This window comes from Variovorax sp. dw_954 (genome assembly GCF_018449755.1).
Taxonomy (GTDB): domain Bacteria; phylum Pseudomonadota; class Gammaproteobacteria; order Burkholderiales; family Burkholderiaceae_C; genus Variovorax.
Genome location: NZ_JAAVVD010000020.1, coordinates 75322 through 88015 on the forward strand (window position 1 = coordinate 75322; position 12694 = coordinate 88015).

Consider the following 12694-nt stretch of genomic DNA (forward strand, 5'->3'; position numbering starts at 1 on the left):
GGCCGTCGGAAGAATGTCAAGAGTTGACATTTATGGGGTATGCACTAGGCTTCTCCGGCCATGAAGACCACGGAAGCAACGACGATTTCGGCGGGCATGGGCGCAGGCAGCGCGCGGATGCGCGTGCTCGAACGCAGCAGCTGGTTTGCCGCGCTCCCGCCCGCGCTCAAGCGCGAAATGATGGAACGTGCCGTGGTGCGCCGTTGTGCGGCGCGCTCGTTGATCTATGCGGCGGGCGCGGCACCCAGCGGCCTCTATGCCGTGCTCAGCGGCGAGGTGCGGCTCGAGCATTCGGCCAGGAGCGGCAAGTTCGCCTTCTACCAGGGCCTGCGCGCCGGGGACTTCTTCGGTCTGCTCAGCGAGCTGGACCAGTCGCCACGCTTCAGCGACGCGCGCGCCTGGACCGAGACCACCGTGCTGCAGCTGCCCCATGCGGAATTCCAGTCGCTCTATCGCACGTCAGCCCCGGCACGCGAGGCCTTCGTGGCGCTGATCTGCGAGAACCTTCACACCACGCTGGGCATCCTGGTGGAGGAACACAGCGCCCCACCGCGCTCGCAGATTGCCCACATCCTGCTGACGCTCTCCAACCAAGAGCCTGACGAAAGTCGCGAACAACTCAAGCTCACGCACGAGGCCATCGCAGCCATGGCCGGCGTGTCGCGCCAGACGACGAGCAAGATCCTGCACGAGTTCCGCCAGCTCGGCCTGATCGCGATGCAGTACGGTCAGCTGTCGGTGCTCGACACGGCCCGACTGCGCGCCATCGCAGAGGCGGCATGACGCGCGTGGCACCCCGCTGCATCGATCAAGGCTGCATGTAGTCCGTCACCGGCACCCACTTGCCATTGACGATGCGCGAGATTCGCACCGCCTCCGAGCCCAGGCGCTTGGTCTTGGTGAAGCTCATGGTGTCGAAGCCCAGCTTGTCACGCGGGAAGGTCGAGGTTTCCATGGTCTGCACGAAGCGTTGCGTCGTCAGGTCCGGGCCGACCTTGTCGAGCGTCTTGATGACCCAGTCCATCGAGGCATAGCCCATCACCGCGTACTGGCCCGGGTCTTCGTTGTACTTGGCCTTGTAGGCCGCGAACCAGTCGCGCAAGGCCTTCGACGCGTCGTCGGCATAGGGCTGCGAGCTGGCATGCGAGGACAGGAAGCCGTCCATCGTCGGGCCACCGAGCCTGGGCACCAGGTGCGAGTACGAGGCCGAGGTGCCGATGAACTCCGGCGTGAAGCCGCTCTTCTTCGCCTCGCCGATGGTGCCGATGGTCTCGCGCAGCGTGGTGCCCAGCACGACGGTGTCGCAACCCGCGCTCTTCAGGCGGGCCACCTGCGACGAGAAGTCGGTCGCGCCGCGCTTGTAGGTGGTCTTCTCGATGACCTTGAGCTTCATGTCCGCGGCCTGCGCCTCGACGCCCTTCATCAATTCCGAGCCCAGGTCGTCGTCCTGCGTGAGCGAGCACCACTTGCGATCGGCCTTCATCTGGGTCAGCGCCTTCACGATCACCTTGCCCTGCTGGTAGTAGGGCACCGTGAAGCTGAAGGCCAGTGCATTCGGCGGGTCGTACAGGCCGCGTGCCGACGCCAGCGGGAACGCATGGATCACGCCGGCGTTGGTGAAGATCGGCATCGTCGTCAGCGCAAGCGAGGTGCCGATGTTGCCGACCGTGATGAAGATCTTGTCGTTCTGCACCAGCTTCTGCGCGGCCAAGACCGCCTTCTTGGTGTCGTAGCTGGAGTCCTCGACGATGAGCTTGATCTTGCGCCCGGCCGTGCCGCCTGCCGAGTTGGCCTCCTCGATGCGCATGTTCATGCCGTTGAGCGTTTCCTTGCCGAAGTTGGCGATCGGGCCCGACAGGTCCTGGATCGTCCCGACCAGCACTTCGGTCTGGGTCACGCCCTGGGTCGCGTGGGCCAACAGGGGCAGCGCTGCGCAGGCGCTGGCGCAGACACCGGCGATGCGCCAGCGAACGGAAGGGGTCGTTGCATGCTTCTTTGTCACCTTGTTCACTCCTAGGGTCAGCCGCCGGCCGGAATCGGCCTGCAAAGAATCGGAGTGTGGCGACCGGGGCGCGCAGCGTCTTGCGCCGAGACGCTGCGCGTCCGGCGGGAAATCCCGACCTTCCCGTCGCGGCCTTGCCAGATCAGTCGCCCCGGCCCAGCGCGGTCGTCAGCATGATCTTGCCGGTGGCGCGGCGGTCGGCCACCACGCGCAGCGCCTCGGCCGCGCGCTCCAGCGGATAGCGCGCGGTGATGGTCGGGCGGATGCGGCCGTCGGCCAGCCAGCCGACCAGCTCCTGCATGAAGGCGTCGTAGCGCGCGGGCTCGGCCATGCCGAAGCCGCCATAGAACACACCGACGATGCTGCAGCCCTTGAGCAGCACCAGGTTCAGCGGCAGCTTGGGGATCTCCCCGGCGGTGAAGCCGATGACCAGGTAGCGCCCGCGCCAGGCCATGCTGCGCAATGCCGGCTCGGCATAGTGGCCGCCGACCGGGTCGTACACCACGTCGACGCCGCGCCCGCCGGTCAGCGCCTTGATGCGTTCGCGCAGGTCTTCGGTGGCGTAGTTGATGGTCTCGTCCGCGCCGCTCGCGCGGCACAGCGCCAGCTTCTCGTCGGTGGAGGCGGCCGCGATCACGCGCGCGCCCATCAGCTTGCCCAGTTCGATGGCGGAGATGCCGGTGCCGCCCGCCGCGCCCAGCACCAGCAGCGTCTCGCCGGGCTGGATCGCGGCGCGGTCCTTCAGCGCATAGTGCGAGGTGCCGTAGGTGATGACGAGCGCCGCGGCGGCTTCCATGTCGATGCCCTGCGGCAGGCGCACCAGCTTGTCTACCGTGGTCAGCACCTCCTCCGCATAGCCGCCCCAGCCGCACACGGCGATCACACGGTCGCCCGCGGCGAAGCCCTGCACGCCCTCCCCCACGGCCTTGATGGTGCCGGCCACCTCGCCGCCCGGCGAGAAGGGCAAGGGGGGCTTGAACTGGTACTTGTTCTCGATGATGAGCGTGTCGGGGAAGTTGACGGCGCTGGCATGAACCGACACCAGCACCTCGCCCCTTCCCGGCACGGGCGAAGGCACTTCTTCGAAGACCAGGCTCTCGGGTGGCCCGTGGCGGTGGATGCGTGCGGCTTTCATGTGCTGACTTTCAAATCATGGAGATGGACATGCCGCCGTCGACGGCCAGGCTTGCGCCCGATACGAAGGCGCCGGCGGGAGAGCTCAGGTAGAGCACCGCGTAGCCTATCTCCTCGGGCTGGCCGACGCGGTGCACCGGCGTCTTGCTGACGATGCGCTCGGTCGCGGCGGCGTCGAAGGCCTCGGCCAGCTTCGTCTCGATCACGCCCGGCAGCACCGTGTTCGCCCGGATGCCGAACTCGCCGTACTCCAGCGCGAAGGCGCGGCTCATGCCGATCAGCGCCGTCTTCAGCGTGGCATAGAGGCCCAGCATCTTCTCCGGATGCCAGGCCGACAGCGAAGAGATGTTGACGATGCTGCCGCCGCCGCGCGGCTTCATCAGCTTGACCGCCTCGACCGAGAGGAACCAGTAGCCGCGCAGGTTGACGTCGACCGTCTTGGCGAACAGGGCGTGGTCGATGTCCTCGATGCGCCGCCACGGGCTCAGCACCGCGTTGTTGACGAGGATGTCGAGCCCGCCGTGCGTGGCCTGCAGGTGCGCGGCCATGGCGGCGATGTCGTCGAGCCTGCCGATGTGGCAGACGCGCGCCGCGGCAGAGAGCCCTTCGCCGCGCAGCGATTCGGCGACACACTCGCAGTCGTCTGCCTTGCGGCTGCTGACGATGACGTGTGCGCCGGCCTGCGCCAGCACGCGCGCGGTAGCGGCGCCGATGCCTTGCGAGGAGCCGGTGACGAGCGCGACCTTGCCGGCCAGGCTGAATGGGTTGGGATTCATGCGAGCGGTTCCTGGGATTCGAGGATGTCGAGGCCGGTCTGCGCGAACACGTCCATGGTGTTGCCGAAGTGGAGCGCGCTCTCGGCCACCGCCGTCCCGAGCGCGGCGCGCCGCTTCAGGCCGGCCGACATGGCCGCCTGGCGGAACATCGCGAAGGCCTTGAAGAAGCGCATGTCCGTCGCCCGGTCCATGCCCATGGCCTCGAAGTAGCGTTGCGCGAGTTGCGTTTGCGTCGGCAGTCCCTCGGCCGCGCGGTCGACGCCACGCAATCCGGGCAGCAGGTAGTCGGCCGGCAAGTCCTGCACCGCCAGGAACTGCCCCAGGTCCGCGAGCGGATGGCCCAGCGTGGCCAGCTCCCAATCGAGCACCGCAATGACGCGCTCGCCGCCCCGGTCGAACATCAGGTTGTCGATGCGCGAATCGCCATGCAACAGCGTCACCGGATGGTCTTCGTGCGGCAGCGTGGCATCCAGCCGTGCGATCAGCCGGTCCATGACAGGCGAACCTTCCGGCATCGCCGTGCGGTACTGCTGCGACCAGCGATGCAATTGACGCTCGAAATAGTTGCCAGGCCGGCCGAAGTCGCGCAGCCCGAGCGCGTCGAGGTCAGTGCGGTGGATGGCCACGAGGCTGTCGATCGCCGCCGCGTAGACCTCGCCGCGCCGCTCGCGCGGCACATCCGGCAGCCCGACCGATCGATGCACGATGCCTTCGACAAAATCCATGAGGTAGAACTGCACGCCAACGACGTCAATGTCGTTGCACAGCACGCGCAAATTCGGCACCGGCACCGGGCCGCCGTGCAGCGCCCTCAACACGCGCGCCTCGCGGTCGAGCGCGTGAGCCGACTTCAACAGTTCGCCCGCCGGCTGCGTGCGCAGGATGTAGCGACCGCTGTCGGCCTCGATGCGCCAGATCGGATTGGAGTTGCCGCCCACGAAACGCTCCGCCCTGCGCAGGCCGCGGAAGCCCTCGGCATGCACCTCCAGCCATGCGCCCAGGCGTGCCAGGTCGAGCGGCGGTGCGCTGACCACCGCGCGAGCTTCCACGTCGGCCGGTGTATTCATGGGAATGCGGACGCACGAAGTCGTGAAGATTTCGTGGCGAGGGCGCCAGCCTCGAGCCCGGTTCGCGGAGCGGAACTGCACTCACGCATGGTTGGCACCCAAGCGCCGAGGTCGGTGGCCGCAGCACAAAGATTCACGGCTTCATCAAGCGGAGAAGCGCTTCAGCAGCTGCTTGCCCACCGCCGACAAATGCACCTGGTCCGGCCCGTCGCCGATGCGGATGAAGCGGGCGTACACATAGGCCCGCGGCAGGAAGGTGTCCTGCGACACGCCCGCACCACCGTGGATCTGGATCGCCCGGTCGATGACGCGCGCGGCCATCGCCGGCACCACGATCTTTGCGGCGGCGATGAGGTCGCGCGCCGCCTTGTTGCCCTCGCGGTCCATCTTGTCGGCCGCGCGCAGCGTCAGCAGCCGGGCCTGCTCGATCTCGCAGAACGAATGCGCCACGTCCTCGCGCAGCGAGCCCTGCTCCGACAGCGGCTTGCCGAACGCAATGCGCGAGTTGGCCCGCTTGCACATCAGCTCCAGCGCACGCTGTGCGCAACCGATGAGCCGCATGCAGTGATGAATGCGCCCGGGCCCGAGCCGGCCCTGCGCGATCTCGAAGCCGCGCCCCTCGCCCAGCAGCATGTTCGAAGCCGGCACCCGCACGTTGTCATAGACGATCTCCGGATGGCCGACCGGCGCGTCGTCGTACCCGAAGGTGGTCAGGTCGCGCACGATGCGCACGCCCGGCGTGTCCTTGGGCACCAGGATCATCGACTGCTGCCGATGCCGCTCGGCATGGTCCGGGTCGCTCTTGCCCATGACGATCAGCAGCTTGCAGTCTTCGTTGAGCGCGCCCGAGGTCCACCACTTGCGGCCGTTGATGACGTATTCATCGCCATCGCGCCGGATCTCGCACTGGATGTTGGTGGCATCGCTCGACGCCACGGCCGGCTCGGTCATCGAGAACGCCGAGCGGATGGTGCCGTCCATCAGCGGCGCCAGCCATTGCGCCTTCTGTGCGTCGGTGCCGTAGTTGGCCAGCACTTCCATGTTGCCGGTGTCGGGCGCCGAGCAATTGAAGATCTCCGGCGCCCACAGCACGCGGCCCATGATCTCCTTGACCGGCGCGTATTCGAGGTTGCTGAGGCCGCTGCCGTGCTCGCCGGAGAGGAACAGGTTCCAGAGGCCCTTCGACCTGGCGAGTGCCTTCAGGTCCTGCAACACCTTGGGCGTGCGGTAGGGATGGCCCGTCTCGCGGCCTTCCTCGTGGTAGCGGTCCTCGACCGGATAGACATGCGCGTCCATGAACTCGGCCACGCGTTGCTGCAGCTCGAGCGACTTCTCGGAATGGGTGAAATCCATCGAATCATCCTATGCAAGCGGTGGCCGGCGGGCTTGCGTCCACGCGCTGAAATGAGACCACGCCCGAAGCCGCGATCGGTGGGCGCAATAGAAGATTTCAGCGTCTCAAGCGGGTTCGACGGCTGCGCGCGTCAACGCCACGGCCAGCTCATAGGCCATGCTCGGATGCGCGATGCGCTCGTACGGCGGCTTGGGCCAATGCCAGCGCGAGGCCGGGAACAGCGCGCGCATCGCATGGATGTCGCAGTGATACGGCGGGCCGGTCACCGCGCCATCGGCGGACGACGGATCAGGCCGCTGCATGAACAGCGCGAACAGCTTGCCGTCCGGACGCACCCACGCCGCGAGTTGCGCCGCATAAGCCATCCAATGGTCCGGATGCAACGCGCAGAGGCAGGTCTGCTCATAGACCGCGTCGACCGGCAGCGGCGGGTTCCAGGCCAGCACATCAGCCTGCACCACCTCGGCCTCCAATGAGCGATCCGCGAGGCGATGGCGCGTGCGCGTGACCGCGCCCTCCACGTAGTCGATGCCTGTGATCGCCACGCCCGCTTCGGCCAGCGCCGCCACATCCCACCCACTGCCGCAGCCGGGCACCAGCACGCGCTGGCCGGCTGCGATGGCGCCCTCTGCAATCCAGCGTTCAAGTTGCGGACCGGGCGCGCCGCGGTCCCACGGCGTCGTCGAGGTGTCGAAGCGCTCTTGCCAGAAGGCGGGAGTCGGGCCGGCCATGCTTTGGTCCTTCAGGAGCCGGCTGCCGACTTCTCGCCGGCCGGCGCATTCTGCTCGCGCAGCTTCGCCTTCAGCACCTTGCCGGTCGGGTTGCGCGGCAGCGCTTCCACGATGCGCAGTTCCTTCGGCAGCTTGTAGCGGGCCAGCTTGTCCCCTGCGAAGGCATGCAGGTCTTCCAGCGTGACGGTCTTGCCCGGCTTGGGCGCGACCACGCACACCACGCGCTCGCCCCAGCGCTCGTCGGGCGCGCCGATCACTGCCACCTCGGCCACGTCGGGGTGGTCGTAGAGCACGCTCTCCACCTCGGCCGGGTAGACGTTCTCGCCACCGCTGATGACCATGTCCTTGAGCCGGTCGCAGATGTAGAGGAAGCCCTCCGCGTCGCGATAGCCCACGTCGCCGCTGCGGAACCAGCCGTCGTCGGTGAACACCGAGGCCGTGGCCTCAGGCCGGTTCCAGTAGCCGGGCATCACGTTGGCGCCGCGCACGCAGACCTCGCCGGTGGCGCCGGGCGCGGTGACCTCCTCGTCGTTCGGGCCGAGCAGCTTGATCTCGGTCAGGATCGGCGGCGTGCCGGCCGAGCCCAGCTTGTCGATCGTGCGGTCGGGGTGCAGGAAGGTGATCATCGATGCCGTCTCGGTCATGCCGTAGCCCTGATGCACCGGGATGTTGCGCGAGGCATAGAGGCGCAGCAGCGGCTCCGGCATCGGCGCGCCGCCCACCGCGATCGAACGCAGAGACGACAGGTCGGCCGCCTCGAAGGACGGATGCTGGCTCATGAACAGCAGCATCGCCGGCACGCCGAAGGTCACGCTCACGCGGTACTGCGCGATGGCGTCGAACACGGCCTGCGGCTCGAAGGCGCGCTGCAGCACCAGGTGGCCACCGGCCATCAGCGTGGTCAGCGTGCCGCACAGCAGGCCGCCGACGTGGAACATGGGCGCGAAGTTGAGCTTGACGTCCGACGACCCCAGATCCCACAGGAAGATCTCGTTGAGGTTGTTCGCCCAGAAGTTGCCGTGCGTGAGCATCGCGCCCTTCGGGTGGCCGGTGGTGCCCGAGGTGTACATGATCAGCGCCGTGTCGTCGGCACGCGCGGGCACGGCATCTGGCAAGGGCTTGCCCACGGCCGCAGCCATCAGCGCATCCGTCGACTCCCAGCCTTCGCAGCCGCCGGCACGATGCAGGTAGCGCGCGCAATGCAGGCCGCCGCGGACTTCGTCGATGACGGCCAGGTGTGATTCACCCACCATCAGCGTGTGGATGCCGGCGTCCTCGATGATGAAGGCCAGTTCATGCCCTGTGAGCCGGAAGTTGAGCGGCACGAAGATCGCGCCGACGCGCGCCGCCGCGAACAGTGCGACCAGCAGCATCGGATCGTTGAAGCCGAGGTAGCCGACGCGCATGCCTGCTTGAACGCCGCCGGCGGACAGCACGGACGACAGCCGTTCGATGCGGTCGATCAGCTCACCGTATTTCCAGGTCAGGCCATCGCAGGTCAGCGCGGGCTTGTGCGGCGCACGCGCGGCGCGGCGCCTGAGCCACTCGGCCAGGCCCACGGCATGCGCGCTGCCGGCAGTCGGGCTCACTGCCCTGTCCATACCGGCTTCCTCTTTTCATTGAACGAGGCCAGTCCTTCCTTCGCGTCTTCGGTGGTCGCGAGCAAGGCGATCTGGCCCTCAGTGAATGCGATGCCCTCGTCGAAGGACATCGACGACAGCGCCCGCATCGCGTACTTGCCGCGCCGGATGGCGGTCGGCGACTTGCCGGCGATGCGGTCGACCAGCCATTGCGTCTTCGCATCCAGCTCCCCGGCCGGCACGACGTGGTTCAGCAGGCCGGCTTCCTTTGCCTCCGCAGCGCCGAAGGGCTCGCCGGTCAGGCACCACTCGCGCAGCACGCGCCGCGGCACGATGTCCTGCAGCAGGCTCAGCACCTGCATCGGGAACAGTCCGATCTTCACTTCGGGCAAGCCGAACAGCACGTTGTCCGCCGCGATGGCCATGTCGGTCATGCACAGCAGGCCCATGCCGCCGGCCATGCAGACGCCGTTGATGCGCGCGATGCTCGGCAGCGTGCTGTTCTGCGCCTCGCGCAGCAGGTCGGCATAGTCGAGCGTGGGCTGCGAGAGGTCGAAGGAAAAGCCCGCGCCCGGCTGCAGGTCGCCGCCCGCGCAGAAGGCTTTGTCGCCCGCCGCGGTCAGCACGATCACGCGCACGTCGCGGTCGGCATGCGCGGCGCGCCAGCCGGCACGGATGCCCGCGACGACGTCCTTGTTGATGGCGTTGCGCTTGTCGGGCCGGTTGATGGTGATCCACATCGCGTGGCCGCGCTTCTCGTGAAGCACGGCCGGCTCGGCGGCGGTTGTCGTGTCGGTCATCGTTCTCGTGTCTCCTTCGTTGTCTTGCCGCACCGGTTCAAGCCGGCGCGGACTCCTTCGCCGCCGCCTCGATCTCCACCACGATGCGGCTTGCGGCGACCTGGTCGCCGGTCTTCACATGCAGCGCCGTCACCTTGCCGGCGACAGGCGCGGCGTGGATGTGTTCCATCTTCATCGCTTCCAGCGTGACCATCGGCTGGCCGGCCTCGACGATGTCGCCGACCGCCGCCATCACCGCGACCACGCGTCCGTTCATGGAGGCACGCAGCTTGCCGTCGCCACCGGCCTCGCCCTGCTTCGCGGACGCGGCGCGCGTCTTGTCCTCGATGCGCACCGGCCTGCCGCGGTAGTGCAGGAACAGCGCGGCGCCGTCGCGGAAGAACGAGACGCCTTCGAGCAGGCCATCGCAGACAAGGTGCGCCGCGTGCTCGCCCAGGTCGCGCAACTCGATCACGAAGGCCTGCTCGCCGATCGTCACGTCGAAGTGGCGCTGCCCCGAGAGCACCAGGCCCGCCGTCACCATCGCGCCATCCGCTTCGAAGCGCAGGGAGATCGGCAGGCTGTGCGTCATGCGCCGGCCCGGCGCGCGGGCACGCCGTTCGCCGGCGGTTTCGTGGAGCACGACCGCGGCGATGGCGGCAGCGCGTGCCTGCACGGCGGTGTCGGCCGCGAGCAAGGCGTCCTGGTTCTGCGCGATGAAGGCGGTGGTCGCGCCGCCCTCGGCAAACACCGCGTGGCCGAGGCAGCGGTGCAGGAAGGCCTGGTTGGTCGTCACGCCCAGGGCCACGGCGTCTTCCAGGCCCGACATCAGCTTGCGGCGCGCGGCCTCGCGGTTGTCGCCGTAGCTGATGATCTTCGCGATCATCGAGTCGTAGTAGGGCGGGATCTGCGCACCCGAGCGCATCGCGTGCTCGACGCGCAGGTGCTGCGGCATGTGCCACAGCGCCATCGTTCCGCTCTGCGGCATGAAGCCTTTGTCGGCATCCTCGGCGCACAGGCGCACCTCGATGGCGTGGCCCTTGAACTTCACGTCGTCCTGCGCGATGGGCAATGGCTCGCCCGAGGCCACGCGAAGTTGCAACGCGACCAGGTCCAGCCCGGTGATGGCCTCGGTCACGGGATGCTCCACCTGCAGGCGCGTGTTCATCTCCATGAAGTAGTAGTTGCCTTCGCTGTCGAGCAGGAACTCGAGCGTGCCCGCGCCCTCGTAGCGGATCGCCTTCACCGCCGCGACCGCGGTGGCGCCCATGCGTGCGCGCAGGTCGGCATTCACGGCCGGAGACGGCGCTTCCTCGATCAGCTTCTGGTGGCGGCGCTGCACCGAGCAATCGCGTTCGCCCAGGTGGATGGCGTTGCCATGGCGGTCGGCGAAGACCTGGATCTCGATGTGGCGCGGCTCGACGATGGCGCGCTCCAGGATCACCTCGGGATTGCCGAAGGCGCTCTGCGCCTCCGAGCGCGCACTGCGCAGCATCTCGGCGAACTCCCTGGCCGACGGCACCAGCCGCATGCCGCGGCCGCCGCCGCCGGCGGTCGCCTTGATCATCACGGGAAAGCCGACGCGCTCCGCCTCCCGCGCCAGCCGTTCCTCGCTCTGGTCCTCGCCCTGGTAACCGGGGATGCAGGGCACGCCCGCAGCCATCATCAGGGTCTTGGCGCCGGCCTTGTTGCCCATCGAGACGATGGCCTCGGCGGAAGGACCGATGAAGACCAGCCCCGCATCCTTGCAGGCCTGCGCGAAGTCCTCGTTCTCGGCCAGGAAGCCGTAGCCGGGGTGCACCGCGTCGGCGCCGCTGAGCCTTGCCGCATCGACGATGGCGGGGATGCGCAAATACGACTGCGCCGGCAGCGGCTCGCCGATGCACACCGCTTGGTCGGCCTCGCGCACATGGCGCGCGTCGGCATCGGCCGTGGAATACACCGCCACCGTGCGGTAGCCGAGGGCGCGGGCGCTGCGGATGATGCGCAGCGCGATCTCGCCGCGGTTGGCGATCAGGATCTTGCGGAACGGAGTCGCGAATGAAGTCGAGGGAGGATTCTGCGGTGCGGTCATGGAACGTGCGTCCGGTTGCGTCGTCGATAGGTGGTCAGGCCGTGCCCTTGAGCGGGAAGGTGCCCATGAACTTGCTGAGGATCTGCAGCATCACTTCGTCGGCGCCGCCGCCGATCGAAGTGAGCCGACCGTCGCGGAAGATGCGCGAGATGGGGCTCTCGTCCATGAAACCCATGCCGCCCCAGAACTGCAGGCAGCCGTCTGCTACCTGTCGAATCACGCGGCCGGCCTTGAGCTTGGCCATGGTGGCGGTGCGCGTCGCGTCCTGCCCGGCCACGACCTCTTCCACGCCCTGCCAGCAGATCGCCTTGAGGCAGGCCACCTCGGTCTGCAGTTCGGCCAGCTTGTAGTGCACCCACTGGTTGTCGAGGATGGAGCGGCCAAAGGCTTGCCGCTCGCGCGTGTACTTGACCGTGACGTCGATCGCGCGCTGCGCCATGCCCACGTTGTTGAGCGCGCCCCACAAGCGCTCGATCTGGAACTGCTCCATCTGGTACATGAAGCCCATGCCCTCCTCGCCGATGCGATGGCGCTGCGGTACGCGCACGTCGTCGAAGTGCAGTTGGGCCGTGTCGGACGCATGCATGCCCAACTTGACCAGCTTGCGCGCCACCTCCACGCCCTTGGTCTTCATCGGCACGATGATCAGCGACTTGTTGCGGTGCGCCGCGCCATCGGAGGTGTTGGCCAGCACGCAGCAGAAGTCGGCCTGCGTGCCATTGGTGGTCCACATCTTGCCGCCGTTGATGACGTAGTCGTCGCCGTCCTTGCGTGCCGTGGTCTTGATCGACGCCACGTCGGAGCCGCTGCCGACTTCCGACACGCCGAGGCAAGCCACGTAGTCGCCCGCGATGGCCGGCGCCAGGAACTCGTCGCGCAGTTCCTTGCTGCCGCGGTGCGCCAGTGCCGGCGTGGCCATGTCGGTCTGCACGCCGATGGCCATCGGCACGCCGCCGCAGTTCATGTGCGCGAGCGTCTCGGCCATCACGGCGCCGTAGGAGTAGTCGAGGCCCGAGCCGCCGTTCTCCACCGGCTTGGTCAGCCCCAGGAAGCCCAGGTCGCCCAGGCGCTTGAACACCTCGTGCGCGGGAAAGACCTCGGCCTTTTCCCACGCGTCGACGTGCGGGTTGATCTCCTTGTCGATGAAGCGCTTGAGCGTGTCGCGCAGCGTCTCGTGTTCGGGGGTGAGTTGCATAC

The 12694-nt window shown here is 67.9% G+C and carries 11 protein-coding genes; 1 reads left to right on the forward strand and 10 read right to left on the reverse strand.

The window, feature by feature from the left end; genetic code table 11:
- Nucleotides 1–60: 60 nt before the first annotated feature.
- On the forward strand, nucleotides 61–783 hold the full coding sequence (locus HB681_RS26425; RefSeq protein WP_213957849.1) for a Crp/Fnr family transcriptional regulator: 723 nt from the start codon (nucleotides 61–63) through the stop codon (nucleotides 781–783).
- Between the two features lie 25 nt (nucleotides 784–808).
- On the opposite strand, the gene HB681_RS26430 is transcribed toward HB681_RS26425, so the two are convergent.
- The 10 genes from HB681_RS26430 to HB681_RS26475 form a co-directional block, all read right to left on the reverse strand.
- Nucleotides 809–2002: an ABC transporter substrate-binding protein gene (locus HB681_RS26430; protein ID WP_213957850.1), complete on the reverse strand. Its 1194-nt coding sequence runs from the start codon at nucleotides 2000–2002 to the stop codon at nucleotides 809–811.
- 142 nt (nucleotides 2003–2144) lie between these two features.
- Entirely contained in the window at nucleotides 2145–3137 is a 993-nt protein-coding gene (locus tag HB681_RS26435) for an NADPH:quinone oxidoreductase family protein (protein WP_213957851.1), read from the reverse strand.
- A 10-nt stretch (nucleotides 3138–3147) separates the two neighbouring features.
- On the reverse strand, nucleotides 3148–3912 hold the full coding sequence (locus HB681_RS26440; protein WP_213957852.1) for a glucose 1-dehydrogenase: 765 nt from the start codon (nucleotides 3910–3912) through the stop codon (nucleotides 3148–3150).
- On the reverse strand, nucleotides 3909–4979 hold the full coding sequence (locus tag HB681_RS26445; protein WP_213957853.1) for a phosphotransferase family protein: 1071 nt from the start codon (nucleotides 4977–4979) through the stop codon (nucleotides 3909–3911). The genes HB681_RS26440 and HB681_RS26445 overlap by 4 nt, the downstream gene beginning before the upstream one ends.
- 144 nt (nucleotides 4980–5123) lie before the next feature.
- Nucleotides 5124–6332, reverse strand: a complete 1209-nt coding sequence (locus tag HB681_RS26450) for an acyl-CoA dehydrogenase family protein (protein ID WP_213957854.1) — start codon at nucleotides 6330–6332, stop codon at nucleotides 5124–5126.
- Between the two features lie 105 nt (nucleotides 6333–6437).
- Entirely contained in the window at nucleotides 6438–7064 is a 627-nt protein-coding gene (locus HB681_RS26455) for a methyltransferase domain-containing protein (RefSeq protein ID WP_213957855.1), read from the reverse strand.
- 11 nt (nucleotides 7065–7075) lie between these two features.
- Nucleotides 7076–8653, reverse strand: a complete 1578-nt coding sequence (locus tag HB681_RS26460; protein WP_345944751.1) for a long-chain fatty acid--CoA ligase — start codon at nucleotides 8651–8653, stop codon at nucleotides 7076–7078.
- Nucleotides 8650–9444, reverse strand: coding sequence for an enoyl-CoA hydratase/isomerase family protein (locus tag HB681_RS26465; RefSeq protein ID WP_213957857.1), 795 nt, complete (start codon nucleotides 9442–9444; stop codon nucleotides 8650–8652). The genes HB681_RS26460 and HB681_RS26465 overlap by 4 nt, the downstream gene beginning before the upstream one ends.
- Nucleotides 9445–9481: 37 nt before the next feature.
- Nucleotides 9482–11497, reverse strand: a complete 2016-nt coding sequence (locus tag HB681_RS26470; RefSeq protein WP_213957858.1) for an acetyl-CoA carboxylase biotin carboxylase subunit — start codon at nucleotides 11495–11497, stop codon at nucleotides 9482–9484.
- Nucleotides 11498–11531: 34 nt separating this feature from the next.
- The gene (locus HB681_RS26475; protein WP_213957859.1) at nucleotides 11532–12692 is read right to left on the reverse strand and encodes an acyl-CoA dehydrogenase family protein; all 1161 of its coding nucleotides are present in this window, start codon (nucleotides 12690–12692) and stop codon (nucleotides 11532–11534) included.
- Between the last annotated feature and the right edge of the window lie 2 nt (nucleotides 12693–12694).

Coding starts and splice junctions, on each gene's coding strand:
- HB681_RS26425 (WP_213957849.1), top strand. CDS start 61: ATGAAGACCACGGAAGCAACGACGATTTCGGCGGGCATGGGCGCAGGC.
- HB681_RS26435 (WP_213957851.1), bottom strand. CDS start 3,137: ATGAAAGCCGCACGCATCCACCGCCACGGGCCACCCGAGAGCCTGGTC.
- HB681_RS26440 (WP_213957852.1), bottom strand. CDS start 3,912: ATGAATCCCAACCCATTCAGCCTGGCCGGCAAGGTCGCGCTCGTCACC.
- HB681_RS26445 (WP_213957853.1), bottom strand. CDS start 4,979: ATGAATACACCGGCCGACGTGGAAGCTCGCGCGGTGGTCAGCGCACCG.
- HB681_RS26450 (WP_213957854.1), bottom strand. CDS start 6,332: ATGGATTTCACCCATTCCGAGAAGTCGCTCGAGCTGCAGCAACGCGTG.
- HB681_RS26455 (WP_213957855.1), bottom strand. CDS start 7,064: ATGGCCGGCCCGACTCCCGCCTTCTGGCAAGAGCGCTTCGACACCTCG.
- HB681_RS26465 (WP_213957857.1), bottom strand. CDS start 9,444: ATGACCGACACGACAACCGCCGCCGAGCCGGCCGTGCTTCACGAGAAG.
- HB681_RS26470 (WP_213957858.1), bottom strand. CDS start 11,497: ATGACCGCACCGCAGAATCCTCCCTCGACTTCATTCGCGACTCCGTTC.
- HB681_RS26475 (WP_213957859.1), bottom strand. CDS start 12,692: ATGCAACTCACCCCCGAACACGAGACGCTGCGCGACACGCTCAAGCGC.